At 69.8% G+C, this 24,288-nt stretch carries 19 protein-coding genes; 2 read left to right on the top strand and 17 right to left on the bottom strand.

Annotation, left to right across the window (positions count from 1 at the left end; genetic code table 11):
* Positions 1–160 precede the first annotated feature (160 nt).
* On the top strand, positions 161–1,360 hold the full coding sequence (locus ACFQGL_RS08510; protein WP_377507977.1) for a low temperature requirement protein A: 1,200 nt from the start codon (positions 161–163) through the stop codon (positions 1,358–1,360).
* Positions 1,361–1,424: 64 nt separating this feature from the next.
* Here ACFQGL_RS08510 and ACFQGL_RS08505 read toward each other — a convergent pair whose 3' ends face one another.
* The 4 genes from ACFQGL_RS08505 to ACFQGL_RS08490 form a co-directional block, all read right to left on the bottom strand.
* Positions 1,425–2,741, bottom strand: coding sequence for a hypothetical protein (locus tag ACFQGL_RS08505; RefSeq protein ID WP_377507974.1), 1,317 nt, complete (start codon positions 2,739–2,741; stop codon positions 1,425–1,427).
* A 14-nt stretch (positions 2,742–2,755) separates the two neighbouring features.
* Entirely contained in the window at positions 2,756–4,282 is a 1,527-nt protein-coding gene (locus ACFQGL_RS08500) for an alkaline phosphatase D family protein (protein WP_377507971.1), read from the bottom strand.
* Between the two features lie 118 nt (positions 4,283–4,400).
* Complete coding sequence (locus ACFQGL_RS08495; protein ID WP_377507968.1) at positions 4,401–5,387, bottom strand: TolB family protein; 987 nt, start codon at positions 5,385–5,387, stop codon at positions 4,401–4,403.
* The gene (locus ACFQGL_RS08490) at positions 5,384–6,667 is read right to left on the bottom strand and encodes an MFS transporter (RefSeq protein ID WP_377507965.1); all 1,284 of its coding nucleotides are present in this window, start codon (positions 6,665–6,667) and stop codon (positions 5,384–5,386) included. The genes ACFQGL_RS08495 and ACFQGL_RS08490 overlap by 4 nt, the downstream gene beginning before the upstream one ends.
* Before the next feature lie 221 nt (positions 6,668–6,888).
* Here ACFQGL_RS08490 and ACFQGL_RS08485 point away from each other — a divergent pair, with 221 nt between their 5' ends.
* A complete protein-coding gene (locus ACFQGL_RS08485; RefSeq protein WP_377507962.1) occupies positions 6,889–8,265 on the top strand; it encodes a CBM96 family carbohydrate-binding protein in 1,377 nt (458 codons plus the stop codon).
* A gap of 54 nt (positions 8,266–8,319) precedes the next feature.
* Here ACFQGL_RS08485 and ACFQGL_RS08480 read toward each other — a convergent pair whose 3' ends face one another.
* The 13 genes from ACFQGL_RS08480 to ACFQGL_RS08420 form a co-directional block, all read right to left on the bottom strand.
* Complete coding sequence (locus ACFQGL_RS08480) at positions 8,320–9,309, bottom strand: zinc-dependent alcohol dehydrogenase family protein (protein WP_377507959.1); 990 nt, start codon at positions 9,307–9,309, stop codon at positions 8,320–8,322.
* Positions 9,306–10,160 carry a carbohydrate ABC transporter permease gene (locus ACFQGL_RS08475; protein WP_377507956.1) on the bottom strand — a complete coding sequence of 285 codons (855 nt, stop codon included), beginning with the start codon at positions 10,158–10,160 and terminating at the stop codon, positions 9,306–9,308. The genes ACFQGL_RS08480 and ACFQGL_RS08475 overlap by 4 nt, the downstream gene beginning before the upstream one ends.
* A complete protein-coding gene (locus ACFQGL_RS08470) occupies positions 10,157–11,125 on the bottom strand; it encodes a carbohydrate ABC transporter permease (RefSeq protein WP_377507953.1) in 969 nt (322 codons plus the stop codon). The genes ACFQGL_RS08475 and ACFQGL_RS08470 overlap by 4 nt, the downstream gene beginning before the upstream one ends.
* Before the next feature lie 62 nt (positions 11,126–11,187).
* Positions 11,188–12,549, bottom strand: coding sequence for an ABC transporter substrate-binding protein (locus tag ACFQGL_RS08465; RefSeq protein ID WP_377507950.1), 1,362 nt, complete (start codon positions 12,547–12,549; stop codon positions 11,188–11,190).
* Positions 12,550–12,604: 55 nt separating this feature from the next.
* On the bottom strand, positions 12,605–13,366 hold the full coding sequence (locus tag ACFQGL_RS08460; protein WP_377507947.1) for a DeoR/GlpR family DNA-binding transcription regulator: 762 nt from the start codon (positions 13,364–13,366) through the stop codon (positions 12,605–12,607).
* 208 nt (positions 13,367–13,574) lie between these two features.
* Positions 13,575–14,825, bottom strand: coding sequence for a multiple monosaccharide ABC transporter permease (gene mmsB, locus ACFQGL_RS08455; protein ID WP_377507944.1), 1,251 nt, complete (start codon positions 14,823–14,825; stop codon positions 13,575–13,577).
* A complete protein-coding gene (mmsA, locus tag ACFQGL_RS08450; RefSeq protein WP_377507941.1) occupies positions 14,822–16,360 on the bottom strand; it encodes a multiple monosaccharide ABC transporter ATP-binding protein in 1,539 nt (512 codons plus the stop codon). Before mmsA ends, mmsB begins: the two co-directional genes overlap by 4 nt.
* An 83-nt stretch (positions 16,361–16,443) precedes the next feature.
* The gene (chvE, locus tag ACFQGL_RS08445; RefSeq protein WP_377507938.1) at positions 16,444–17,586 is read right to left on the bottom strand and encodes a multiple monosaccharide ABC transporter substrate-binding protein; all 1,143 of its coding nucleotides are present in this window, start codon (positions 17,584–17,586) and stop codon (positions 16,444–16,446) included.
* Positions 17,587–17,906: 320 nt separating this feature from the next.
* Entirely contained in the window at positions 17,907–18,896 is a 990-nt protein-coding gene (locus ACFQGL_RS08440; RefSeq protein ID WP_377507935.1) for a LacI family DNA-binding transcriptional regulator, read from the bottom strand.
* A gap of 225 nt (positions 18,897–19,121) precedes the next feature.
* A complete protein-coding gene (araA, locus tag ACFQGL_RS08435; protein ID WP_377507932.1) occupies positions 19,122–20,624 on the bottom strand; it encodes an L-arabinose isomerase in 1,503 nt (500 codons plus the stop codon).
* A 26-nt stretch (positions 20,625–20,650) separates the two neighbouring features.
* Complete coding sequence (gene yjfF, locus ACFQGL_RS08430; protein ID WP_377507929.1) at positions 20,651–21,643, bottom strand: galactofuranose ABC transporter, permease protein YjfF; 993 nt, start codon at positions 21,641–21,643, stop codon at positions 20,651–20,653.
* On the bottom strand, positions 21,640–22,710 hold the full coding sequence (locus ACFQGL_RS08425) for an ABC transporter permease (protein WP_377507926.1): 1,071 nt from the start codon (positions 22,708–22,710) through the stop codon (positions 21,640–21,642). The genes yjfF and ACFQGL_RS08425 overlap by 4 nt, the downstream gene beginning before the upstream one ends.
* Complete coding sequence (locus ACFQGL_RS08420; protein ID WP_377507923.1) at positions 22,707–24,248, bottom strand: sugar ABC transporter ATP-binding protein; 1,542 nt, start codon at positions 24,246–24,248, stop codon at positions 22,707–22,709. The genes ACFQGL_RS08425 and ACFQGL_RS08420 overlap by 4 nt, the downstream gene beginning before the upstream one ends.
* Positions 24,249–24,288: the final 40 nt, after the last annotated feature.

Below are 24,288 nucleotides of genomic sequence, written 5' to 3'. Positions count from 1 at the left end.
ACAGGAAGATGAAAGAGATGAATATAAATATTGACGGTGATTGTTGTGTCACAATCCATCGAAGTCAACCACCGCATCGAAAGTTTTCTACGTACACCCGCGACCGCCGGGTTGGCGCGTTGGCCGGCCCCCCCGGCGCTGACCAGGCGAAGATGAGCCGATGAGCCGCGTCCTTCGGTCCCGGCCGGTGCTGGTGCAGGAGGCGCACCGGGCGACGACCTTCGAGATCTTCTTCGACCTGGTCCTGGTCTTCGCGCTGACCCGGCTCATCGGATTCATGGCCGAATCACTCCGGCCCCTCACGCTCTACCAGGGTCTGCTGCTCCTGCTCTGGTTCTGGTACGCGTGGAGCTGCTACACCTGGCTGGGCAGCCTGGTCCGGGCGGACGTCGGTCTGGTCCGGGCCGGGATGACCGTGGCGATGGCCGCCATCTTCGTGGCCGCCCTGGTGATCCCGGACGCCTGGCAACGCGAGGGTGCGGTGGTGAACCCGGCGCTCACCCTGGCCGTCGCCTACGCCGTGGTACGGGCGTTGCACCTCGCCCTCATGCTGCACTCGTCGGTCGGCAACCCCCGGTACCGCAGGCAGGTGTGGCGCTTCGCGGTGACGACCACCCTCGCCTGGGTACCACTGCTCGTCGGTGCCGTGCTCGGCGGGACCGCGCAGACCGCGCTGTGGACCGTGGCGTTCCTCGTCGACTACGGCGGCGGCCGGATCGTCACCGCCGCCAGCTTCGGAGAGGTACGCAGCGGCACGCACTTCGCCGAACGCCACGGTCTGGTGCTGATCATCGTGCTCGGCGAGTCGCTGCTCTCCGCGGGCGCGGGTGCCACGTCGGCGACCCTCAGGTGGCCGGTGCTGATGGCGGCGGTCTTCGGCTTCGCCGCCACGACGTGTCTGTGGTGGCTCTACTTCGTGGGCGTCGCGCCGGCCGCCACCGAGGCACTGATCGCGGCACCTCGACACACGCGGCGTCGCCAGCAGTTGGCCTCGGACGCGTACACGCTGGCACACCTGCCGCTGATCGCCGGCGTGGTCTACTTCGCGCTCGGCATCCACCTGGTCCTCGCCCGGGTGTCCGGCCAGCCAGGGCCGGAACACGGCGGCGGGTCGGCGCTGGGGTGGACCGCGACGCTCGTGCTCTTCGGCGGGGTGGCCCTCTATCTCATCGGGCGGTTCCTGTTCCTACGGCTGACCGTGCACGCCTCGGCGGGTCAGCTCGTCGCGATCGGCGCGATACTCCTGCTGGTGCCCGGCGCCCGCACCCTGCCCGCGATGGCCGCGGTCGGGCTGCTCACCGCGTTCCTCGCCATGCTCGTCCTCCACGAGCGGCTGACCTGGTCCGCACGGGTGGAATGACGCGCCGAGCAAGGGCCACGCCCCGAGACCGGGACGTGGCCCTTGGACCACAGGTCCGGCGTACTCAGCCCGCCGCGGCGGCGGCCCGCGCCTTACGCTGGCGCAACTCCTCGGCGGTCATCAGCCAGCTGGAGTTCGACGCCCCGAGGCCGAGGACCACCTGGTCGAAGGTGTTTCCGTCGTTGTCGTCGGTGTAGCAGAGGCTCACCTCGCCCCAGGGCGACGAGGCGATGGCCAACTGCTCCTGCCGACCCGTCGTGGTCTGGCTGAGCGCCTGGGCCGCCAGCCGACCGGTGAACGTTCCGTCCGGGTTGAGACCCCGCGCCCAGACGTCCGGGTTGGTGCCCGTCACGGTCCACCCCACCACCACGTTGCCCTGGTCGTCGATGCCGACGCCGGGCGCGGTGGCCCCCGTACCGCCGGAGACCTGGACCTCGTCGTGCCGGGGCGTACCGGCGGCGGTGAACGAGCGCGTCCAGACGCCCCGGGTGCCGGTGTGGTCGGACTCCCAGCCGACCGTGAAGTCACCGGCGAAGGTCGCCGCCACCGAGGCGCGTTGCTGTTGGCCGCCGCTCTGCGCGTTGGCCGTCCGCCGGGACAGCACCACCGCCCCGTTCGACCGGGTCAGGCGGGTCAGCCCGATGTTGTACGAACCGTTCGCGTCGGCGTCCTCGTCCCAGACCACCAGCGCCTCGCCGGTGGCGGACACCGCCACGTCGGGGCGGTGGTGCTGGCCCGTCGTCTGCGAGGCGGTCACCTCGTACCCCTTGGTGGTGGGGGCGGTGAAACCGGCGGCCTTGACGGTCGCCGGGGCGGTGCCCTGCACGTCCTCCCAGACCACCGTGAAGCCGACCGCGGCGGTGGTGGGTGCGCCGTCCGGATCGACGGCGACCCTCGGGACGATCTGCTGCCCGGCGTCGCTGGCGTTGGCCTGCCCCGAGCCGAGCACCGCGCCGGTGGGTGACACCACGCGGTACTGGATGTTGTAGACGCCGTTGCCGTCGCCGTCGGCGGCCCAGACCACCACGGCGTTGCCCTTGTCGTCGAGCCCCACGTCCGGGCTGATGTGCCGCCAGGCGGCCCCGCTGGTGCCGCCGGTCGAAAGCTTGAGCTCGTAGGCGGACGCGCCGTCGCGGAACAGGCGCAGCCAGATCTCACTGTGCAGGTCGTCCTCGGGCGCGGTGCTGTCCCGGTCGTCCTCCCACGTGACGGCGACCTGACCGTTGCGGTTCATGGCGATCGCGGGCCGGTCCTGGTCACCGGTGGCGACGCTGTTCGCGGTGGTCCAGGTGACCGCCTCGGCGGTCATGGCCCTCGGCGCGGCGACGGCCACACCCGGAACCAGCATGGACGCGGCGAGCAGTGCGGTGAATGCAGTCATGGGTGGTTCTCCTTCTACCCGGCCTGCAGGCCGGGCTGGCCGTCGAGGATGACGAACGAGCGCACCGTGGACGCCGCGGCGCCGTGCTCGGTCACCGAGTCGACCGCGCGGAAGTCCGCGCGGACCTGGCTGCGGCCGATCGTGGTACGGACGTAGCCACGCCGGTCCGAGTAGAACTTCAGGTGCGGGTTGGTCGCCACGTTCGGGATCGTGGTGCTGCCGCTGCCGTTACCGGTCGAGCTGATCGAGGTGCACACCAGCTCGGTGCCGATGGTGGCCGAGGACGGGTTCGCGTAGTCGGCCTTGAGGTCGTTGGCCCAGGCCCGGTGCACGTCCCCGGTGAGGACCAGCGGGTTACGCACCGCACGCTGCTGCCAGCCGTTCTGGATCCGGCTGCGCGAGGCCCGGTAGCCGTCCCAGGCGTCCATGCTCGCGGCACCGGTCGAGTCGAACTGCCGGGCGAAGAAGACCTGCTGGCCGAGGATGTCCCAGGTGCCGTAGTGCTGCGCCAGCCCGTCGAGCAACCAGGATTCCTGCGCCGCACCGGTCAGTGAGCGGGAGGCCAGATCGGCGTCCCCGCAGACCTTCCAGCCGTCGCCGCACGCCTGGTCGTCGCGGAACTGTCGGGTGTCGAGCATGTGGAAGGTGGCGAGTTGTCCCCACCGGACGCGGCGGTACAGCGGGATGCTGTTGCCGCTCGGCGCGGCGGTCGGCCGCAGCGGCATGTTCTCGTAGTACGCCCGGTACGCGGCGGTGCGACGGGCGGTCCACTGCGCGGCGGTCAGCGTCGGGCTGCTGTCGGCGCGGACCATGTTGGCGTAGTTGTTCTCCACCTCGTGGTCGTCGGGGACCACCAGCCAGGGTGCCGCCGCGTGTGCGGCCTGCAGGTCCGGGTCCGACTTGTAGAGCGCGTACCGGCGGCGGTAGTCGGCCAACGACACGATCTCGGCGCCGACGTGCTGCCGTACCCCGGACGAACCGACGCCGCCCTCGTAGATGTAGTCGCCGAGGTGCAGGATCAGACCGGGGTTGTCCTCGGCCATCCGCCGGTAGGCGGTGTAGTAGCCGGCCTCGTAGTGGGCGCAGGAGGCGAAGGCCATCACCAGGTCGCGACCGAAGGTGCCCGGTGCCGGGGCGGTCCGGGTCCGCCCGACCGGGGAGATGTGGCCCTGGGCCCGGAACCGGTAGTAGTAGTCGGAGTCGGCGTTCAGGCCGCCCGCGATCACGTGCACCGAGTGCGCGTCGGCGTACCGGGCGGCAACCGAGCCGGATGCGACCAGCGAGGTGAACTGCTCGGTGGTCGACACCTGCCACTCGACGGTCACATCGGCGTTGGCCATTCCGCCCTGCCCGTCCGCGTTGAGCGGCGAGGGCGCCAGCCGGGTCCACAGAACGACGCTGTCGGGTGCCGGATCACCCGACGCGATTCCGAGTTTGAAGGGGTAGGGCACCGCGGCCCGGGCACTCTGCCAGGGTGTCACCGCGGCACCGGCGGCGGCGATTCCACTGAGGACGAATACGCGACGGCTCAGCCTTGTCATGAGCCATACCTTCGTGATCTTCAATGAACGGCGATGGGTGCGGCGTGGAATCAGACATGACGGGATGCTGTCCGCGCCAAGGCGGGCAGGTGACCTGACCCGGCGGCGGGTCGGGCGGTCAGCGCAGCGGTGCCGGGGACTCGGCGCCGGGCATCAGCAGCCGCGGCGCGGCGGGGCCGTCCGCCCGCACCGTCCACACATCGGGCTGACCATCACTCTTGCGCAGCGTGTAGGCCAGGGTCGCGTCGTCCAACCAGGCCGCCTGGTCGTCGACGCTGGCGGTCTCGGCCGTCGCGGTCACCCGCATGGTGGCCAGGTCGAGGACCGACAGGCGCCAACCCTTCGTCGGGTCGGCCCCGACGGCCTCCTTGAAGGCGATCCGGGTGCCGTCCGGCGACAGCGACGGGCACTCGACGTTCTCCTTCATCGTCTCGACGGTCCGGGCGGCGACGTCGCCCCGGACGAGGTACCGCTTGCCTCCCGTCGACATGGTCGCGTAGAAGCGGTTGTCGTCGGCCGCGAAGGTGACGCCCCAGAAGTTGACGTCGGCGTTGCGGTAGGCCCGACCGTCCCGCCGGACGGCGAACTCTTCGAGCGAGGTCACCGTGGCGCCACTGACGGTGTCGAGGATCCCGGTGCGGGTGGAGAAGCCGCTGCTCGTGTAGGAGTCGCCACCGACGAAGGTCGTCCAGGCGACCATCCGACCGGAGGCCGAGACCCGGGCCCGGTTGGGCAGGCCGGGAATAGTCAGCGAGCGCGTCGGGCGCAGCTCGGCGTCGAGCACGACCACCTGGTAGGTCCAGGGGGTGTCCGGCTTCAGGCACACACCGGTGCCGCCTGCGGCGTACACCCGGAGGCACTCCAGGCCGGACACCGTGCGCGGCCCGGCGGGGTCCGCGGTGGCGACGGAGGAGACGTACCGGTCGGTGAGGGCCAGCAGGCGTGGCCCGGCCGTCAGGGTCACCGGCTGGTCGCCTGCGGCGGTGGACGACGGGGTCCGGGTGGGCTCCGCCGCCGTGGCCGCGTAGCCGACCGCCACGGCGGCCAGCACCACGGCCGAGGCGGCCACCACGCCGAGCTTCGCTCGGGTCGACATCGCGGTCATCGGGGCACCTTCCGGGTGACGAGACGAGACGGGGAGGCCAGCAGCGGCACCGTGCCGAGGAGGACGACGGCCACGGCCACCGCGGCGGCCCGGACCGCGTTCTCCGGACCCCACAGCTGCCAGGCGAGGCCGAACAGGACCGAGGAGACGAGGTACGCCATCGCCTGCCCGCTCTGCACGAGGGCGATGCCGGTGGTCCGCACCCGAGCGGGCAGCACCGGACCGGCGAGCGCGATGAGCACACCGTCGGTGGCCGCGTAGAACCCGCCGTACAGCGCCAGCGTCAGCGCGAGCACCGGCCAGCCGTGCACCGGGCCGGACAGCAGCAGGTAGGTCGCGCCGAGGGCCAGGTAGCCGCCGATCACCACCGGCAGCCGGCCGACCCGGTCGGCGAGCACACCGAGCGGGGCGGCCAGGACCAGGTAGGCGAGGCTGGTCCCCACCGCGAGCAGCGGGAACCAGCGCAGCCCGAGGTCCTCCCGGCGCTGGAGCAGCAGATAGACGAAGCCGTCGCCGATCGTGGCCAGTCCGAGCAACGCCGCGGCCAGCACCAGCCGGCGCGCCGGGCGGTCGCGCAGCAGACCGAGCGCCTCGCGTACGGAGACCTTCGGTCCGTCCGGAGTGTCCGGCGGCCCGCCCTCGGGGCGCTCACGCACGAAGAGTACGAGGATGACGACGGCCAGGGCGGCGATGCAGAAGCTGGTGACGAAGACCGCGTCGTAGGACTGCCCGACGGCCAGCAGCACCGCCAACGCCGCCAGCGGCCCGAGGAACGCGCCGAAACTGTCCATGGCCCGGTGTACGCCGAACGCTCGCCCCAACGATTCGGGTGGGGTGGAGAGCGTGATCAGCGCGTCGCGCGGCGCGGTGCGTACGCCCTTGCCGAGCCGGTCGACGGCGATGACGGCCCCGATCACCGGCACCGATCGCCCGGCGAGCAGCAGACCGAGCTTGGCGACCGCCGAGAGCGCGTACCCGACGCCGGCGACCAGCTTGCGTCGCCGGAACCGGTCGGCGACGAAACCGCCGACGACCCGCAGCAGCGCGGTGGCGCCCGCGTGGACGCCGTCCAGCACGCCGAAGGCCACCGGGCTGAGCTGTAGGCCCAGCACCAGGTAGAGCGGCAGGACCGCGGCCACCATCTCGGCCGACACGTCGGTGATCAGACTGACCGTGCCGAGGGCGACGACGTTCCCGCTGACCAGGGCGAAGCGTCGACCGGGCCGACCGGGCGTCGGCGGGTCGGCCGAGGCCGGTCGGGAGACGCTCGACAGGTACACGCGCATCTCCTCGTGTCGGCGGCTGACGGTCAGCCATCGTCCGGACTAGTCGAGTGGGACACAACGGACTGCGGGTTGCAGTCGGGCATGCGACGCATGAACGCGGTGAAAACGTCGAGATGTTTCACTGTCAACGCGTACCGTTCATTCAGCCGTAGTCCGTCGGTTCATCGACCTTCCTACATTCCACGCGCCATACCCGCGTAGAGAAGAGGTCCTGGATGGACATTCGATTTCCCCGCCCGCCGGTGACGCTGGGAGCGGTCGCGGTGTTGGTCGCCGCCACCGCCGGCGTCGTGCTGACCGGCTCGGTCGCGGCCTCGGCGGCGAGCGTGACGTTCACGCCGGTCGCCGACACCTACGTCCAGAACGACACGGCTTCCACCAACTACGGCACGTCGACGCAGGTCGTGGTCGACAACTCCCCGGTGCGGCGCACGTTCCTGCGCTTCACGGTGAGCGGCGTCAGCGGCACGGTCTCCAGCGCGAAGCTGCGGCTGCGCACGATCAGCGGCAACAGCGGCAGCGACGCCGGCGGCACCTTCCGACGGATGTCCAACACGACCTGGTCGGAGACCGGCACCACCTGGAACAACCAGCCGACCATCGACGGGGCCACGCTCGGCACGATCGGCGCGGTCAGCGGCAACACCTGGTACGAGCTCGACGTGACGTCCGCCGTCACCGGTAACGGCACGTACAGCTTCGGCGCGACCTCCGCCAGCGGCGACGGGGCCTACTACGACACGCGCGAGAGCGGCGCGGACGCCCCGCAACTGGTGATCACGACCGACAGCACGCCGCCGCCGTCCGGGGACCCGGTCCTCGTCGGTGTCGGCGACATCGCCAACTCGGCCTCCGGTGACACCGCCACCGCCGCGCTGCTCGACGGCATCTCCGGCACGGTCTTCACCACCGGCGACAACGTCTATCCCAACGGCACCGCGTCCGAGTTCGCCAGCTACTACGCCCCGACCTGGGGCCGGCACCTGGCGCGTACCCGCCCGTCGCCGGGCAACCACGACTACAACACGTCCGGCGCCACCGGCTACTACAACTACTTCGGTACGCAGGCCGGCCCGAGCGGTCGCGGCTACTACTCGTACGACCTGGGCAACTGGCACGTCGTATCGCTGAACTCGAACATCAGCATGTCGGCCGGCTCGACCCAGGAGCAGTGGCTGCGCGCGGACCTGGCGGCCAGCAGCAAGCCGTGCACGCTGGCCTACTGGCACCACCCGCTCTACACGTCCAGCTCCAACCACGCGCCGTCGACGTCGACCCGCCCGCTCTACCAGGCGCTCTACGACTACAACGCCGACGTCGTGGTCTGGGGCCACAACCACGTGTACGAGCGGTTCGGGCCGATGAACCCGGCCGGCGCGTCCGACTCCAGCCGGGGCATGCGCAGCTTCGTCGCCGGGATGGGCGGCGCCGACCACTACAACTTCGGCACCATCCAGCCGAACAGCGAGGCGCGCAACAACTCGGCGTTCGGGGTCCTGAAGTTCACCCTGCACGCCAACACCTACGACTGGCAGTTCGTGCCGGTCGCCGGCCAGACCTACAACGACAGCGGCACCGGCAACTGCCACTGATCCACTGCGCCGCGGACGGTCCGCCTCCCCTGCCCTCGGGGAGGCGGACCGTCCCTACGGGCGGACCTGGATCTTGCGTCCGGAGCCGGCGGCGAAGCGGTCCAGCGCCTCGGGATAGCGATCCAGGCTCAGCCGGTCACTGATGAAGACCTCCGGGTCGAGCACGCCCTGCGCGAACAGATCCGCCGCGCGCTCGAAGCTGTGCAGGACGGCCATCGAGCCGGTGATGGTGATCTCCTGGTTGTAGATCCGGTACGGCTCGATGACCGCGCGGGCGGCATAGTCGGCGACACCGAACTGCAGGAACGTGCCACCCTTGCCGACCCGGCCGAGGCCGTCCTGGATCGCGACGGCGTTCCCGGTCGCGTCGACCACGAGATCCCAGCCGCGCGGCTCGTCCAGCTCGTCCGCGCTGGCTGCGGTACGGGAGACACCGAGGGTACGGGCGGTCGTCAGGCGCTCCGGGTTGATGTCCAGCACGTCGACGCTGGCCGCACCGGTGCGCTTGGCGAGTTGGAGCATCATCAGCCCCATCGTGCCGGAGCCGTAGATGAGCACGTGTGCGCCGAGCTGGGAGCGCAGCACGTCGTAGCCACGCACCGCGCAGGACAGCGGCTCGATCAGGGCGGCGTCCTCGGTGCGGACGTGCTCGGGCAGCCGTACACAGTTGGCGACCGGCGCGACCGCGTACTCGGCGGCACCGCCCGCGACCGTCACCCCGATGGCGGCCCAGCGCTCGCAGAGGTTGCTGCGGCCGAGTCGGCAGTAGTGGCACTCGTGGCAGTACAGCGAGGGGTCGACCGCGACCCGGTCCCCCACCGCCAGCTCGGTGACGTCGGTGCCGACCGCCGCCACCTCGCCGGCGAACTCGTGCCCGGGCACGACCGGCAGGGTGGGCGCGAACTCACCCTGCAGGATGTGCAGGTCGGTGCCGCAGAGTCCGCACGCGGCGACACGTACCACCACCTCACGGCGACCCGGGGTGGGATCCTCGACGGTGGTGACCTCGACCTTGCCCGGCGCGGTGATCACTGCAGCTCTCACTTGACGGCTCCCAACGACAGTCCCTGCACGAGTTTGTCCTGAGCGGCGAACCCCGCCGCGAGCACCGGCAGTGAGATGGCGGTCGCGGCGGCGCACACCTGGGCGAGGAAGAGGCCCTGGCTGGTGACGAAGCTGGTGAGGAAGACCGGTGCGGTGCCGGCCACGACGCCGGTCAGTACCCGGGCGAACAGCATCTCGTTCCAGCTGAAGATGAAGCAGATCAGCGCCGTCGCGGCGATCCCGGGGGCGGTGACCGGCAGGATGACCCGCCGCAGGATGGCGGGCAGCCGGGCGCCGTCGAGCGCGGCGGCCTCCAGGATCTCGACCGGCACCTCGGCCAGGAACGACCGCATCATCCAGACCGCGATCGGCAGGTTCATCGAGGTGTACAGGATGACCAGCAACCAGATGTTGTCCAGCAGGCCGGCCGTCTGGGCAATCAGGTAGATCGGCAGCAGCGCGGCGACCACCGGCAGCATCTTGGTGGACAGGAAGAAGAACAGCACATCCGTCCACTTGCGGACCGGCTTCACCGCGAGCGCGTACGCCGCCGGAATGGCCAGTGCGAGCACGATCAGCGTCGACACGACGCTGGCGGTGACCGAGTTGAGCATCGGCGGCCAGGGGCTGGCGCCGCTGGAGGCGCCGAAGAAGTTTCGGTACCCGTCGAGCGTCAGCGACGCGGTGAACGCGGGCGGGTTACGGGCCGCGTCCGTCTCGCTGTGCAGCGAGGTCAGCACCATCCAGCCGACCGGTGCGAAGAACAGCAGGCCGAGCAGCCAGGCGAGCAGGCCGAGCAGCGCTCCACCGCGGCTGCGTGGTCGTCGGACGGCGACAGCGGGGGCAGTCATCGCTTCGTCTCCTCCCGGAACAGGGACAGCACCACCCGCAACGCGAACGTGGCGATGATGATCGAGCCGAGCACCACGACCACCCCTGCCGCCGAGGCGCGGCCGTAGTCGTGTGCCTGGTAGAAGGTGGTGTAGATGGTGTACGGCAGGTTGGCGGTGCCGAGACCACCCGAGGTGATCGTGAAGACGGCGTCGAAGTTCTGCACGATGTAGATCGAGCCGAGCAGCGCGCCCAGTTCGAGGTAGCGGCGCAGGTGCGGCAGAGTCACGTAGCGGAAGACCTGCCAGGCCCCGGCACCGTCGACCCGCGCCGCCTCCAGCGCGTCCAGCGGTCGGCTCTGCAACCCGGCCAGCAGGATCAGCATCATGAACGGCGTCCACTGCCAGACCAGCGCGGCGACCACCGCCGGCAGCGGGAAGTTCGAGATCCAGTCCGGCTGCGGCGCGGTCACCCCGAACCAGTTCGCGACGACCGCGAGCATCCCGTTGAACAGGCCGTACTCCGGGTTGTAGAGCGCGTGTTTCCACAGCAGCGCCGCGGCGACCGGCACCACCAGGAACGGGGCGATCATCAGGGTCCGGACGACGCCACGCCCCGGGAAGGAGCGGTCCAGCAGCAGGGCCAGCCCCAGCCCGATCACCAGGCTGATGATCACAACCAGGACGGTGAGCAGGATGGTGGTCACCACCGAGCCGCGCAGCACCCGGTCCGAGGCGACCGCCGCGTAGTTGTCCAGGCCGGTGAACCGCCGCTCGTCGGGATAGAGCGAGTTCCAGTTCAGAAACGAGATGACCAGCGTCGCCACGAACGGCAACTGGGTCACCACGATCGTGAAGATCAGGGCCGGCATCAGCGGTGCCCGGCGGATCCACTGCTGCCGCTGCCACTGCCGCCGCCCGTCGGACGGGCCGCGGGCCGGTGCGGTCCCGGTCGCGGCCGCGGCACGTAGGTCAACAGCGCTCATCGCTGCCTCCACTTCTGCGGTGGTGCCGGCTCCGCCCGGCGGGACCGGCACCACCGACGGGGTCACTTGCCGCGGTACTTCTCGGCGACCTGCTCGGCCAGCCGCTGCCCGTCGGCGAGCGCCTGGTTGACCGAGGTACGGCCGGCGATGGCCGAACTGACGCCCTGCGAGACCTGCGTGCCGAGGTCGGTGAACTCCGGTATGCCGACGAACTGGATGCCGGGCGCCGGTCGGGCCTGCACGCCGGGATTGCCCGGGTCGGCGGTGGTGATGGCCTGCTCGGTCACCCGGTAGAACGCGGCCGCCGCCTGCTGGTACTGGGGGTTGGCGTACAACGACGCGCGCTTGCCGTCCGGCACCTTGGCCCAGCCGAGCTGGCTGCCGACCAACTTCTCGTACTCGGAGCTGGACGCCCAGGAGATGAACTTCCACGCGTTGTCCGCGTTCTTACTGGCCTTCTGGATGCCCCAGGCCCAGGTGTAGAGCCAACCGGAGCTGGGCGTCCTGTCGACCGGAGCCAGGGCGTAGCCGGCCTTGCCGGCGACCGGTGAGCCACTGGCCTCGATGGAGCCGGCCGCGGAGGTCGCGTCGTACCACATGGCGACCTTGCCCTGGACGAAGTTGTTCAGGCACTCGGTGAAGCCGGCCTGCGGCGCGCCGGCCTCGCCGTGCTTGCGGACGAGGTCCACATAGAAGTTGGTGGCCCGGGTGAACTCCGGCGAGTTCACCTGTGCCTGCCAGTCCTTGGTGAACCAGGTGCCACCGAAGGTGTTCACCACCGTGGTCAGCGGCGCGAAGAGCTGGCCCCAGCCGGGTTGCCCGCGCAGGCAGATGCCCTTCATGCCGGGCTGCGCCCCGTCGGCCTTGGCGGCCAGGTCGGCGACCTGCTGCCAGGTCGGCTTCTCCGGCATGGTCAGGCCCTTGGCGGCGAAGACGTCCTTGCGGTACATGAGGAACGAGGACTCGCCATAGAACGGCTCCGCGTACAGCTTGCCGTCGGCCGCCGTCAGGGAGGTGGTCATCGGCTTCAGGATGTCGGCCTGGTTGAACGCGCTGTCCTTGGCGACGTGCTCGTCCAACGGGGTCAACCAGCCGTTCTTGGCATAGAACGGCACCTCGAAGTTGCTGATGGTGGCGACGTCGTACTGGCCGGCCTGGCTGGAGAACTCCTGACTGATCTTGTCGCGGACGTCGTTCTCCGGCAGCACCGTGTAGTTGACCGTGATGCCGGTCTGCTTGGTGAAGTTGTCCGCCGTCAGCTTCTGGATGTCCAGCATCTGCGGGTTGTTGACCATGAGCACGTTGATCGTCTTTCCGCCGCCGGACCCGCCACCACCGCCGGCCCCGCTGCAGCCGGCGGCTGCCAGGACGGTGGACGTGGCCGCCAGGACGGCGATGGCGACGCGATGGGCACGATGAGGCACAACGAACCTCCCAGATGGCAGTCGGGTGATGGTGGTGTGGCGGTGGGTGCCGGAGTCAGACCCGGATGACCTGCGGCCCCAGCACGGAGTAGCGGTGCGCCTCGGCGGCACCGAGGTGCGCGTCGGTGACGATGGCTTCCAGGTCGGCGATGTCCGCGAAGCGGCAGAAACTGTTCGCGCCGAACTTGGTGTGCAGGCCCACGAAGACCCTGCGCCGGGCGGCCCGCATGGCCCGGGACTTGACGTGGGCCACGGCGGGATCGGGTGTGGTCAGGCCGTGGTCGCGACTGATCCCGTTCGCGCCGACGAAGGCCAGATCGATGACGAAGCCGGCCAGCATGTCGCCGGCCCAGTGGTCCACCGTGGCGAGCGTCCGGCCACGAACCCTGCCGCCGAGCACCAGGACGGTCATCATCGGGGCGGTGGCCAGGCCGGCGGCAGTGATCAGCGACGCGGTGATCACGGTCAACCGACGGTCCCGGGGAAGCGCCTCGGCGATCAACTGCGGGGTGAAGCCCTCGTCGATGAACACCGTCTCGGCGTCCTGAAGCAGAGCGACGGCGGCACCGGCGATCCGACGTTTGTCGTGCACCCGCCGGGTCGTACGGGCCGCCAGGCTGCTCTCGAAGCCCGCGCTCTCCACCGGGTACGCACCGCCGTGGGTACGCCGCACGAGCCCGTGTTCCTCAAGGACGCGCAGGTCCCGGCGAATGGTCTCCGGGGCCGCCGCCAACTCGACGGCCAGCTTCGCGACCAGCACCTGGCCCTCGGCGCGGACCAGCTCCAGGATTCGATGCCGGCGCTGCTGAGCCTGCATCCCGCACCTCCTCGGCTGGCACCGTTGCGTCTGCCTCCTGTCTAGCACCGGCACATCGATGTGGCGAGACTCACAGTCGCCGCACCACTGCCCGGGTTGTGCCCGGATCGGGCACGCGTTCTGGCGTTACGACCTGACATTGAGCGATTCGACGACGCGGGCAGGTGACCGAATTGGCCCGGTCACCTGCCCGCCTGCTGACCGATCTTCAGCGGCTCGTGCCGGCACGTCGCTTGTTGTAGACGTCGAAGGCCACGGCGACGAGCAGGACGAGCCCCTTCACCACCGACTGCATCGACTGGTCGACGCCCATCAACTGCATGCCGTTGCTCATGACCGCCATGATCAGGCCGCCGACCATCGCGCCCACCACGGTGCCCACCCCGCCGGTGACCGCCGCGCCACCGATGAAGGCCGCGGCGATCGCGTCCAGCTCGAACATGTTGCCGGCGGCGGGCTGGGCCCCGTTGGACCGCGACGAGTAGATGACGCCGGCCACGGCCGCCAGCAGGCCCATGTTGACGAACATCCAGAAGTTGACGGTGCGGACCTTCACCCCGGACAGCGCCGCCGCCGAGAGGTTGCCACCGATCGCGTAGACCTGGCGACCGAAGACGGTACGCCGGGTGAGCAGGCCGTAGACCAGGACGAGGACCGCGAGCACGATCAGCACGATCGGGAGCCCCCGGGCGTGCGCCAACTGCCAGGCGAAGTACATGATGACCGCGCCGACCATGACGACCCGCGCGACGAACAGCGGGAACGACTCGACGGGCTGCTGGTACCGGATACGCGCGACGCGGGTGCGGAAGACGCTCACCGCGTACCCGGCCACGGCGACCGCGCCGATGAGCAGCGTGAAGGCGTCGAAGCCCTGCCCGCCCAGCAGCCCGTTGAGGAACCCCGCGGCGACACGCTGGTATTCGGCCGGGAACGGCGACAGCGAGATGTTGTCCAGCACCCGCAGGGTGAGGCCCCGGAACAGCAGCATCCCGGCCAGCGTCACGATGAAGGCCGGAATCCCGGCGTACGCCACCCAGAAGCCGTGCCAGGCGCCCACCGCCACGCCGACGGCGAGCGCGGCCAGGATGCCGACCCACCACGGGTAGCCCTGCTGGATCACCAGGACCGCGGAGACCGCCCCGGTCAGCGCGACCACCGAGCCCACCGACAGGTCGATGTGCCCACCGATGATCAGGACGACCATGCCGATCGCGAGCACCAGGATGTACGAGTACTGCAGGACGATGTTGGTGATGTTTCCAGGGCTCAGCGACACCCCGTCGGTCAGGATCGCGAAGAGCGCCACGATGACGACCAGGGCGACGTAGATGCCGCTCTGCCGCAGATTGTTCAACACCAGGGCCCGCAGATCGCTCGTCCCGGTGTGCAGGGCGGCGGCCGGCGCGCTGTCCGGGGGCGTCCGGCGCTCCGTCGAGGGGGTCTTGATGCTGGTCATCCGACGAGCTCCTTGTCCTTGGTCATCAGCGCCATGAGGCTCTCCTGGGTCGCCTCGCCCACCGCCACGTCACCGGTGATCCGGCCGGCGGCGAGGGTGTAGATGCGGTCGCACATCCCGAGCAGCTCCGGCAGCTCGGAGGAGATGACGATCACCGCCTTACCGTCCGCCACCAGCCGATTGATGATCGTGTAGATCTCGTACTTCGCGCCGACGTCGATCCCGCGCGTCGGTTCGTCCAGGATCAGCACGTCCGGGTCGGTGTACAGCCACTTCGACAGCACGACCTTCTGCTGGTTGCCGCCGGAGAGCTTGCCGACCACCGCCATGACGCTGGGCGCCTTGATGTTCAGCTCCCGTCGGCTCGCCTCGGCGACCTTGATCTCCTCGTTGCCGTTCACCCAGCCCAGTCGGGACAACCGGTCCAGCGCGGCGGCCGAGACGTTCCGGCGGACGTCGTCGATGAGGTTCAGCCCGTACCGCTTGCGGTCCTCGGTGACGTACGCGATGCCGTTGTCGATCGCCTCGGCCACCGTGCGTGCGTTCACCTCCCGACCGTGCACGAGCAACCGGCCGGTGATGTCCCGGCCGTACGACCGGCCGAACACACTCATCGCCAGCTCGGTCCGACCCGCACCCATGAGCCCCGCGATGCCGACGACCTCACCGGCCCGTACCGACAGGCCGACGCCCTCGACCACCATCCGGTCCTGGATCGGGTGCCGGACCGTCCAGTCCTCGATCCGGAGGACCTCCTCGCCGGGGGACGACACCCGGTCCGGATAGAAGCTGTCCAGGTCCCGCCCGACCATGCCCCGGATGATCCGCTGCTGGGTCGCGTCGTCCGAGCTCATGTCGAGGGTCTCCACCGTACGGCCGTCCCGAAGGACCGTGGTCGAGTCGGCGATCGCGGTGATCTCGTTGAGTTTGTGGGAGATCATGATGCAGGTGATGCCCCGGCTCTTGAGCTGACGCAGCAGGTCGAGCAGGTGAGCCGAGTCGACGTCGTTGAGTGCGGCGGTCGGCTCGTCCAGGATGAGCAGGCGCACCTTCTTGGACAGCGCCTTGGCGATCTCCACCAGCTGCTGCTTGCCCACGCCGAGCTGGATGACCGGGGTGACCGGGTTCTCGGCCAGCCCGACCGAGGCGAGCAGCTCCGCCGCGTCGGCGTTGGCCCGGTTCCAGTCGATCAGCCCGCTGCGGCCCCGGCGTTCGTTGCCGAGGAAGATGTTCTCGGCGATCGACAGGTACGGCACCAGCGCGAGTTCCTGGTGGATGATGACGATGCCGTTGGCCTCGCTGTCACGGATGCCACGGAACTGCATCGGCTCGCCGTCGAACAGGATCTCACCGTGGTACGAGCCGGAGGGGTGTACGCCGGAGAGCACCTTCATCAGGGTGGACTTGCCGGCGCCGTTCTCGCCGCAGATGGCGTGGATCTCACCCCGGCGCACCGCGAGGGTGACATCCTCCAGCGCGGTCACCCCGGGGAAGGTCTTGGTGATGCGACGCATCTCGAGGATGGTGTCGTCCATGGTCACAGTCCTCATCGTCAGGTCCGGACGCGGGTACGCCAGGGTGCCGGGCTCGGCGGCGACCGCCGAGCCCGGCAGGCGGGTCAGTTCTTGGCCTGACCGGCGGCGACCTCTTCGGCCGTCCAGTAACCGGAGTCGATCAGGGCGGTCTTGATGTCGTCCTTGTAGACCGTCACGATCGGCAGCAGGTACGCCGGGACGACCTTCACCCCGTTGTTGTACGTCTGCGTGTCGTTGGCCTGTGGCTGCTTGTCCTGCAGGAACGCCTCGGACGCGTTCACGGCCTGCTCGGCCAGCAGGCGGGTGTCCTTGAAGACGGTGCAGGTCTGCACGCCATCGTTGATCAGTTTGACCGAGGCGATCTCGGCGTCCTGGCCGGTCACCGCCGGGAGCTTCTTACCCGCCTTGCCGTAGCCGGCGTTCTGCAGCGCGGTGATGATGCCCCGGGAGATGCCGTCGTACGGCGACAGGACCCCGTCGACCTTCGAGCCGTCGTTGTAGCTGGAGGTGAGCAGGTCCTCCATCCGCTTCTGCGCGGTCTCCTGCTGCCACCGCAGGGTCGCCACCTGCTCGATGTTGGTCTGCCGCGACTTCACCTTCAGGGTGCCGGCGTCGATGAAGGGCTTCAGCGTGTCCATGGCACCGCCGAAGAAGTACTGGGTGTTGTTGTCGTCCAACGACCCGGCGAAGAGCTCGACGTTGAACGGACCCTTCGCGGTGCCCTTCGAGCCGTCCTTGTTCAGCAGGCCGAGGCCGACCAGCAGGCCGGTGCCCTGGGCGACGCCGACCTTGTAGTTGTCGAAGCTGACATAGAAGTCGACGTTCTTGCTGCCGCGGATCAGCCGGTCGTACGCGATGACCGGGATCTTCGCGTCCGCGGCGGCCTGCAACTGACCACTGAGCGCCGTGCCGTCGATCGCCGCGATGATCAGGACGTCCGCGCCCTGGGTGATCATCTGGTCGACCTGCTGCGACTGGGTGGGGATGTCGTCGCCCGCGTACTGCAGGTCGACCTTGTAGCCCTTGGCTTCCAGCTTCTCCTTGACGGCCTTGCCGTCGGCGATCCACCGCTCCGAGGTCTGGGTCGGCATCGCGACGCCGATGGTCAGGTCGCCGGGCTTCTTGTCACTCGTGTCACCACCGCCGCCCGCACCCTCGCCACTGCACGCCGCCAGGCTCAGCGCCAACACCGCGCCGCCGAGAGCAACCAGAAATCTCCTGCCCACAGGCTTCTCCTCTCCGGACTCCCCCGCCGACCGCCGGGGCCAACTGTCACCGTTCGGGTAGTGTTAGCGCTCACATAGCCACCCGTCAACACTCTTCCGGAAATACCGGTGTCACGGTCTCGTAACGGAAGCGCTCCCAATCCGTCCGCTCAGGACGGACGCGGTGGTGATCGTGCTCGATCCAGGATGCAGTGGCCTCAAGGCCGCCGCAGGCCACTACATCCTGGATCGAGCGCGATCCGCGAAGGCGGGAGACGCGCGCGCTCTGCGAAGGCGTGCGGCGGCGCGCGCTCTGCGAAGGCGTGCGGCGGTGCGCGGGCTCAGTGCTGGGGCGGTGCGGCGACGCTGTCACGGGAGACCAGGGTCGGTGCGATGGTCTGGCGCAACGCCTCACCGGTGCCCGACTCGATCTGCGTCAGGAGCAGTTGGAGGCTGGCTCGCGCCACCGCGTCGAAGTCCGGCCGGACGGTGGTCAACGGCGGGATGAAGTATGCCGCCTCCGGCACGTCGTCGAAGCCGACCACGCTGATGTCGGCCGGCACGCGCCGACCGAACTCGTGCAACGCCCGCAGCACGCCGAGCGCGAGATGGTCGTTGGCGGTGAAGATCGCGGTCACCTCGGGCATCCGCGCGAGCATCTGCCCACACCGGTATCCCGAGGCCGCGGACCAGTCCCCCGGCATCAGCGGTGGGATCTCCGCCCCCGCGGCCACCAGCGCGTCCCGCCAGCCCTCGATCCGACCGGCGCTGTCGAACCAGTCCGACGGCCCCGACACGTGCCACACCGTGCGGTGCCCCGCGTCGAGAAGGTGCTGCGTCGCCGCCCGCGCGCCGGCCACCTGATCGACCGTCACCAGCGGCACCGGACGGCGCGGATCACCGTCGACGGTGACCAGCGGGACGTCCTTCGGCAGGTGCTCCAGCGCCTCACCGGCGGACTCGACCGGCGCGATGACGACGATGCCGGCGACCCGGTGCGACAGGTGCCGCTCGACCGCGGCCGAGATCGACCGGTGGTCGAGGTCCCGCACGCTGCCGACGCTGACCGCGAAACCCTCCGCGGCGGCGGTCTGCTCCAACGCGGCCAGCAGGGACGCCGGACCGTACAGCGTCGTGTTCTGCGCGACCACTCCGATGACCTGCGATCGGCCGGTCACCAGCGCGCGCGCCGCTCCGTTGGGCCGGTAGCCGAGCTCCGCGATCGCCGCGCGCACCCGCAACCGGGTCTGCTCACGGACGTTGGGGTGCCCGTTGAGCACCCGCGACACCGTCTGGTGGGAGACACCGGCCAGACGGGCGACATCCGTCATCGCAGGGCCGTGCACGGCCATGTCACTCCCCCCGCCCACGTACCCGAAGCCGCGGTCCGTCGACGCCGGCTGGAGCGGCCGGCCGCTCTCCCCGCTCCACCACCGCGCCGGTGCTGACCCGCCGCTGACCAGCGCTGGATGGCCGACAGTCTACGCCAGCCGATGCCCGGGACCGGCGCGCGGCCGGGCCGGCACGACGCGTGGCCACACCGCCACCGGGCATGCTCAGAAGCCGCGGGCGAGCCGGTAGTAGGCCTGGTTCCAACGGATCTCGTTGGCGAAGCGGCGGGGCTCGGTTTCGGCGTCGATGACGACGAGTTCGGTACGGCTCATCTCGGCGAGGTCGTGCAACTCCTCTACCCCCACCGCCTGCGAAAGGACGGTGTGGTGCGGCGCCCCCGCGGTGATCCACGCCTCGGCCGAGCCGGGCAGGTGCGGGCGCGGACGCCAGACCGCGCGGGCCACCGGCAGCCGGCGCAGCGGTTGCGGTGGGGACACCACCTCGACCTCGTTGGCCACCAGCCGGAACCGCTCGCCCATGTCCGCCAGCCCGAGCACCACCGCCGGACCGGGTGCGGCGTCGAACACGAGCCGCACCGGATCCTCCCGTCCACCGATGCTCAACGGGTGGATCTCCGCGGTCGGCACGTCCGCCGCGATCGTCGGGCAGACCTCGAGCATGTGGGCCCCGAGCACCACCTCCTCGCCCGGAGTGAGGTCGTAGGTGTAGTCCTCCATGAAGGACGTGCCGCCGTCGACACCGACGGCCATCGCCTTCAGCGTCCGGACCAGGACGGAGGTCTTCCAGTCGCCCTCGCCGCCGAAGCCGTAGCCGTCCGCCATCAGGCGCTGCACGGCGATGCCGGGGAGCTGCCGCAGGCCACCGAGATCCTCGAAGTTCGTGGTGAAAGCGCGGAACCCGCCGGCGTCCAGGAAGGCGCGTAGGCCGACCTCCAGGCGGGCCGCGTACCGCAGCGAGTCGTGCCGCGCACCCCCCGGCCGCAGCTCGGCGACGATCCGGTAGGTGTCGTCGTACTCCTTGACCAGGTCGTCCACCTGCGCGTCGGTGACCTCACCGACCACCTGGACCAGGTCGTTGACGCCGTAGGTGTTGACCGAGACGCCGAAGCGCAGCTCGGCCTCGACCTTGTCGCCCTCGGTCACGGCGACGTCGCGCATGTTGTCGCCGAAGCGGGCCAGGCGCAGCGACCGCATCGCCGACCAGCCGCGTGCCGCGCGAGCCCACGCACCGACGCGGGCGGTCACCCTGGGGTCGCTGACGTGCCCGGCGACGGTCTTGCGGGCCACGTTGAGCCGGGTCTGGATGAACCCGAACTCGCGGTCGCCGTGGGCGGCCTGGTTGAGGTTCATGAAGTCCATGTCGATCTCGTCCCACGGCAGCAGCACGTTGGCCTGGGTGTGCAGGTGCAGCAGCGGCGTGCGCAGAGCGTCCAGGCCGGCGATCCACATCTTCGCCGGGGAGAAGGTGTGCATCCACGCGATGACCCCGATGGCGCCCTGCGCGGCGGCGTCCCGGCAGACCTGGAGGATCTCGCCGCTGCTGGTCAGGACCGGCTTCCAGACCACCCGCGCGGGGATCTGCGGCGCGTCGTCGAGCGCGGCCGCGATCAGCCGGGACTGCTCGGCGACCTGCCGGAGAGTCTCCTCGCCGTACATGCCCTGGCTGCCGGTGAGGAACCAGATCTCGGGTTCGGTGCGTGGTGCCATGGAGTTGCCTTCCGCGAGAGGGGCGGTCACTTGTAGCGGATTCCGATGAGGCGCTGCAGGAGGATGAACGCGAAGAGCAGGCCGCCGATAACGATCTTGGTCCACCAGGAGTTGAGGCTCCCGTCGAAGGTGATGAGGGTCTGGATCACACCCAGGACCAGCACGCCGAGCACCGTGCCGAAGACGTAGCCCGAGCCGCCGGTGAGCACCGTGCCGCCGATGACGACGGCCGCGATGACGTCCAACTCCATGCCGACGCCGATCAGTGGCGCACCGGAGAGGGTGTAGAAGGACAACAGGATTCCGCCGATCGCGGAGCACAGGCCACTGATCGTGTAGACGGCGATCCGGGTACGCCCCACCGGCAGGCCCATCAGCAGCGCCGACTGCGAGTTGCCGCCGATGGCGTACACGTTGCGCCCGAGTCGGGTGTAGGCGAGCGTGTACGCCGCGACGACGACCACGACGAAGGCGATGAGCACGCTGATCGAGACGAAGTTGCCCCGGGGGTCGCCGATCCGCTCCTGCGACATGCGCGTCCAGAACCCGTCGGTGATCGGGATGGACGAGCCGGAGATGAACGTGCACATGCCGCGGGCGAAGAACATCCCGGCGAGCGTGACGATGAACGGTTGGATCTCGAAGAAGTGGATGGCGCAGCCCATCAGCAGGCCGAGTGTCGGGCCGATGGCCAGGGCGATGACCAGCACCAGCGCCGCCGGGAGGCCCTGCTGCAACAGGGCCGCCGACACCATCGCCGTCATGGCGACGACGGATCCGACCGACAGGTCGATGCCGCCGGTGAGGATCACGAAGGTCATCCCCACCGCGACGACGAGCAGGAAGCCGTTGTCGATGAAGACGTTGAAGATGACCTGCACGTTGGAGAACGCCCGGTACTGCGAGACGCCGATGCCGTACATGACCAGCAACAGGGCGAGCGTGGCCAGGACCGGCACCTGCCGCCTCGGCAGCCGGGCCGTCCACCGACGACCGGCGGTGAGCGATCCAGTGGTCATGCCGGCACCTGCTCCTTCGGCTGGTCGGGGACGGTGGTGGGCGGCGGGGCACCGGTCCGGCGGCGGCTGAACCGGGCGCGGAAGGCGGGCGCCTGGACGAGGCAGACGGCGATGACGACGACCGCTTTGAACAGCAGCGAGGTCTGCGGCGAGATGTTCATGGCGTACACCGTGGTGGTGAGGGTCTGGATGATCAGCGCGCCGAGGACGGTGCCGCTGAGGAAGAACCGACCGCCCGCGAGGGACGTGCCGCCGATGACGACCGCGAGGATGGCGTCGAGTTCCACCCAGAGACCCGCGGCGTTGCCGTCGGCACTGGAGACGTTGGCCGTCATCATGAAGCCGGCGATCGCGGCGCAGCCGGCGCTGAGCACGTACGCGAGGAAGATGACCCGGCCGGAGCGGATGCCGGCCAACCGGCTGGCCTCGGCGTTGCCACCGACCGACTCGATGATCATTCCGAGCGCGGTACGGCGGGTGAACGCGGCGACGAGCAACGCCGCCACCAGCGCGATGAGGATGGCCAGTGGCAGGGTCAGGATGTGGCCCAGCCCGATCGCCCGGTACGGCCCGGAGTTGATCGTGATGATCTGCCCCTCGGTGATGAGCTGCGCGAGCCCGCGCCCGGCCACCATCAGGATCAGCGTGGCGATGATCGGCTGGATGCCGATGACCGCGACCAGCACCCCGTTCCAGGCACCGAGCACGAGCGCGACCCCGAGCGCCATGGCCAGCGCGGTCAGCACCACGGAGAGGCTGTTCTGGTCGGGCTGTTGGCTGATGTAGAGGCAGGCCGTCGCGCCGCTGATCGCGCAGACCGAGCCGACCGACAGGTCGATGCCCCCGGTCGAGATGACGACCGTCATGCCCAGCGCCACCAGGATCAGCGGAGCGCTCAGCCGCAGGATGTCGATCGGGGTGCCGTACAGGTGCCCGTCCTTGACCTCGACGGACAGGAACCCCGGTCGGTAGATCGTGTTCGCGGCGAACATGATCACGAGGACGGCGACGGGCCAGAACAGTCGGTGACCGGTCATCGCCCGGTAACGGCCCAGCGTGGCGTTCATCGGTCTGCCTCCTCCCGGTGGGATCCGCTCGCGATGGTCTGCATGACGCGATCGGCGTCGAAGCCGTCGTCGTTGGCGAGTTGCGCGACCATCTGCCGGTCCCGCATCACGGCCACCTTGTGGCTGAGCCGGAGCACCTCCTCCAGCTCGGCGGAGATGAACAACACGGCCGTGCCGCCGTCGGACAGTTGCGTCACGAGCCTCTGGATCTCGGTCTTCGCGCCGATGTCGATGCCCCGGGTGGGTTCGTCGAGGATCAGCAGCCGTGGCTCGGTGATCAGCCACCGGGCCAGGAGCACCTTCTGTTGGTTGCCACCGGAGAGGTTGCGGACCGGCACGTCCGGGTCGGCGGGCCGGATGCTCAGGGCCTTGACGTACCTCTCGACCAGCTCGTCCTGGCGGCGGCGCGGAATGGGTCGAAGCCAGCCCCGGGCGGCCTGCATGGCGAGGATCATGTTCTCGCGGACCGACAGGTCGGCGACGATGCCCTCGGCACGGCGGTCCTCCGAGCAGAAGCCGATGCCGTGGTCGATGGCCTGCGCGGGGGTACGCAGGCCACTCGACTCGCCGTCCACCGCGACCTGCCCGCGGTCCGCCCGGTCCGCACCGAACAGGAGCCGGGCCACCTCGGTACGCCCGGAGCCCAGCAGACCGGCCAGGCCGACCACCTCCCCGGCGTGGATGGTGAGGCTGAACGGCTCGACGGCTCCCGTTCGGCCGAGGCCGGACGCCGCCACGAGCGGTGTCCCCTCCTCCCGTGCGGCCACGTCCCGCCGGGAGTGCTCCTCGATGCCCTCGAGCACGTCGAGTTCCTTGCCGATCATCTTCTCGACGAGGGTGAGCTGGGGCAGTTCGACGGTCGGGTACTCGCCGACCAGCCGGCCGTTGCGCAGCACGGTGATCCGGTCGGCGATGCCGTACGCCTGGTCCAGGAAGTGGGTCACGAACAGGATCGCGATGCCCTCGTCGCGCAGGTTGCCCATGATCCGGAACAGCTGCGCGACCTCGCCGGCGTCGAGGCTGGAGGTCGGCTCGTCCAGGATCAGCACCTGGGCCCGGATGTCGATCGCGCGGGCGATGGCGACCATCTGCTGAACGGCCAGGGAGTACGTCCCGAGCGGCGCGCTGACGTCGAGGTCGAGGTCGAGGCGGGACAGCAGCGCGCGGGCGCGGCGGCGGACCTCGCCCCAGCGGACGGCGCCGAGTCGACGGGGCTCACGCCCGATGAAGATGTTCTCCGCCACCGAGAGGTTGGCGCAGAGGTTGACCTCCTGGTAGACGGTGCTCACCCCGGCCGCGGTCGCCTGCATCGGCCCGCTGAAGGCCACCTGCGCACCATCGAGGGTGACCGCGCCCTCGTCGGTGTCGTAGACGCCGGTCAACACCTTGATCAGGGTCGACTTGCCGGCGCCGTTCTCGCCCATCAGGGCGTGCACCTCGCCGGGGAAGAGCCGGAAGTCGACGTTGTCGAGTGCCCGCACCCCGGGGAAGGACTTGCTGATCCCGGTCATCGTCAGGACCGGACGACTATCCGTCATCCCACCAGACCTCTTCTGGATTATCGGCGGCGCGACGGGG

The organism is Micromonospora vulcania (assembly GCF_042658605.1).
Lineage (GTDB): Bacteria > Actinomycetota > Actinomycetes > Mycobacteriales > Micromonosporaceae > Micromonospora > Micromonospora vulcania.
The sequence above is the reverse complement of the archived record's forward strand: the minus strand, read 5'-3'. Positions and strand labels throughout refer to the sequence as shown.

Bases quoted from the DNA above. Each gene is read 5' to 3' on its own strand.
- ACFQGL_RS08510 (WP_377507977.1), top strand. From the start codon at position 161: ATGAGCCGCGTCCTTCGGTCCCGGCCGGTGCTGGTGCAGGAGGCGCAC.
- ACFQGL_RS08505 (WP_377507974.1), bottom strand. From the start codon at position 2,741: ATGACTGCATTCACCGCACTGCTCGCCGCGTCCATGCTGGTTCCGGGT.
- ACFQGL_RS08500 (WP_377507971.1), bottom strand. From the start codon at position 4,282: ATGACAAGGCTGAGCCGTCGCGTATTCGTCCTCAGTGGAATCGCCGCC.
- ACFQGL_RS08495 (WP_377507968.1), bottom strand. From the start codon at position 5,387: ATGACCGCGATGTCGACCCGAGCGAAGCTCGGCGTGGTGGCCGCCTCG.
- ACFQGL_RS08485 (WP_377507962.1), top strand. From the start codon at position 6,889: ATGGACATTCGATTTCCCCGCCCGCCGGTGACGCTGGGAGCGGTCGCG.
- ACFQGL_RS08475 (WP_377507956.1), bottom strand. From the start codon at position 10,160: ATGACTGCCCCCGCTGTCGCCGTCCGACGACCACGCAGCCGCGGTGGA.
- ACFQGL_RS08470 (WP_377507953.1), bottom strand. From the start codon at position 11,125: ATGAGCGCTGTTGACCTACGTGCCGCGGCCGCGACCGGGACCGCACCG.
- ACFQGL_RS08460 (WP_377507947.1), bottom strand. From the start codon at position 13,366: ATGCAGGCTCAGCAGCGCCGGCATCGAATCCTGGAGCTGGTCCGCGCC.
- mmsB (WP_377507944.1), bottom strand. From the start codon at position 14,825: ATGACCAGCATCAAGACCCCCTCGACGGAGCGCCGGACGCCCCCGGAC.
- mmsA (WP_377507941.1), bottom strand. From the start codon at position 16,360: ATGGACGACACCATCCTCGAGATGCGTCGCATCACCAAGACCTTCCCC.
- ACFQGL_RS08440 (WP_377507935.1), bottom strand. From the start codon at position 18,896: ATGACGGATGTCGCCCGTCTGGCCGGTGTCTCCCACCAGACGGTGTCG.
- araA (WP_377507932.1), bottom strand. From the start codon at position 20,624: ATGGCACCACGCACCGAACCCGAGATCTGGTTCCTCACCGGCAGCCAG.
- yjfF (WP_377507929.1), bottom strand. From the start codon at position 21,643: ATGACCACTGGATCGCTCACCGCCGGTCGTCGGTGGACGGCCCGGCTG.
- ACFQGL_RS08425 (WP_377507926.1), bottom strand. From the start codon at position 22,710: ATGAACGCCACGCTGGGCCGTTACCGGGCGATGACCGGTCACCGACTG.
- ACFQGL_RS08420 (WP_377507923.1), bottom strand. From the start codon at position 24,248: ATGACGGATAGTCGTCCGGTCCTGACGATGACCGGGATCAGCAAGTCC.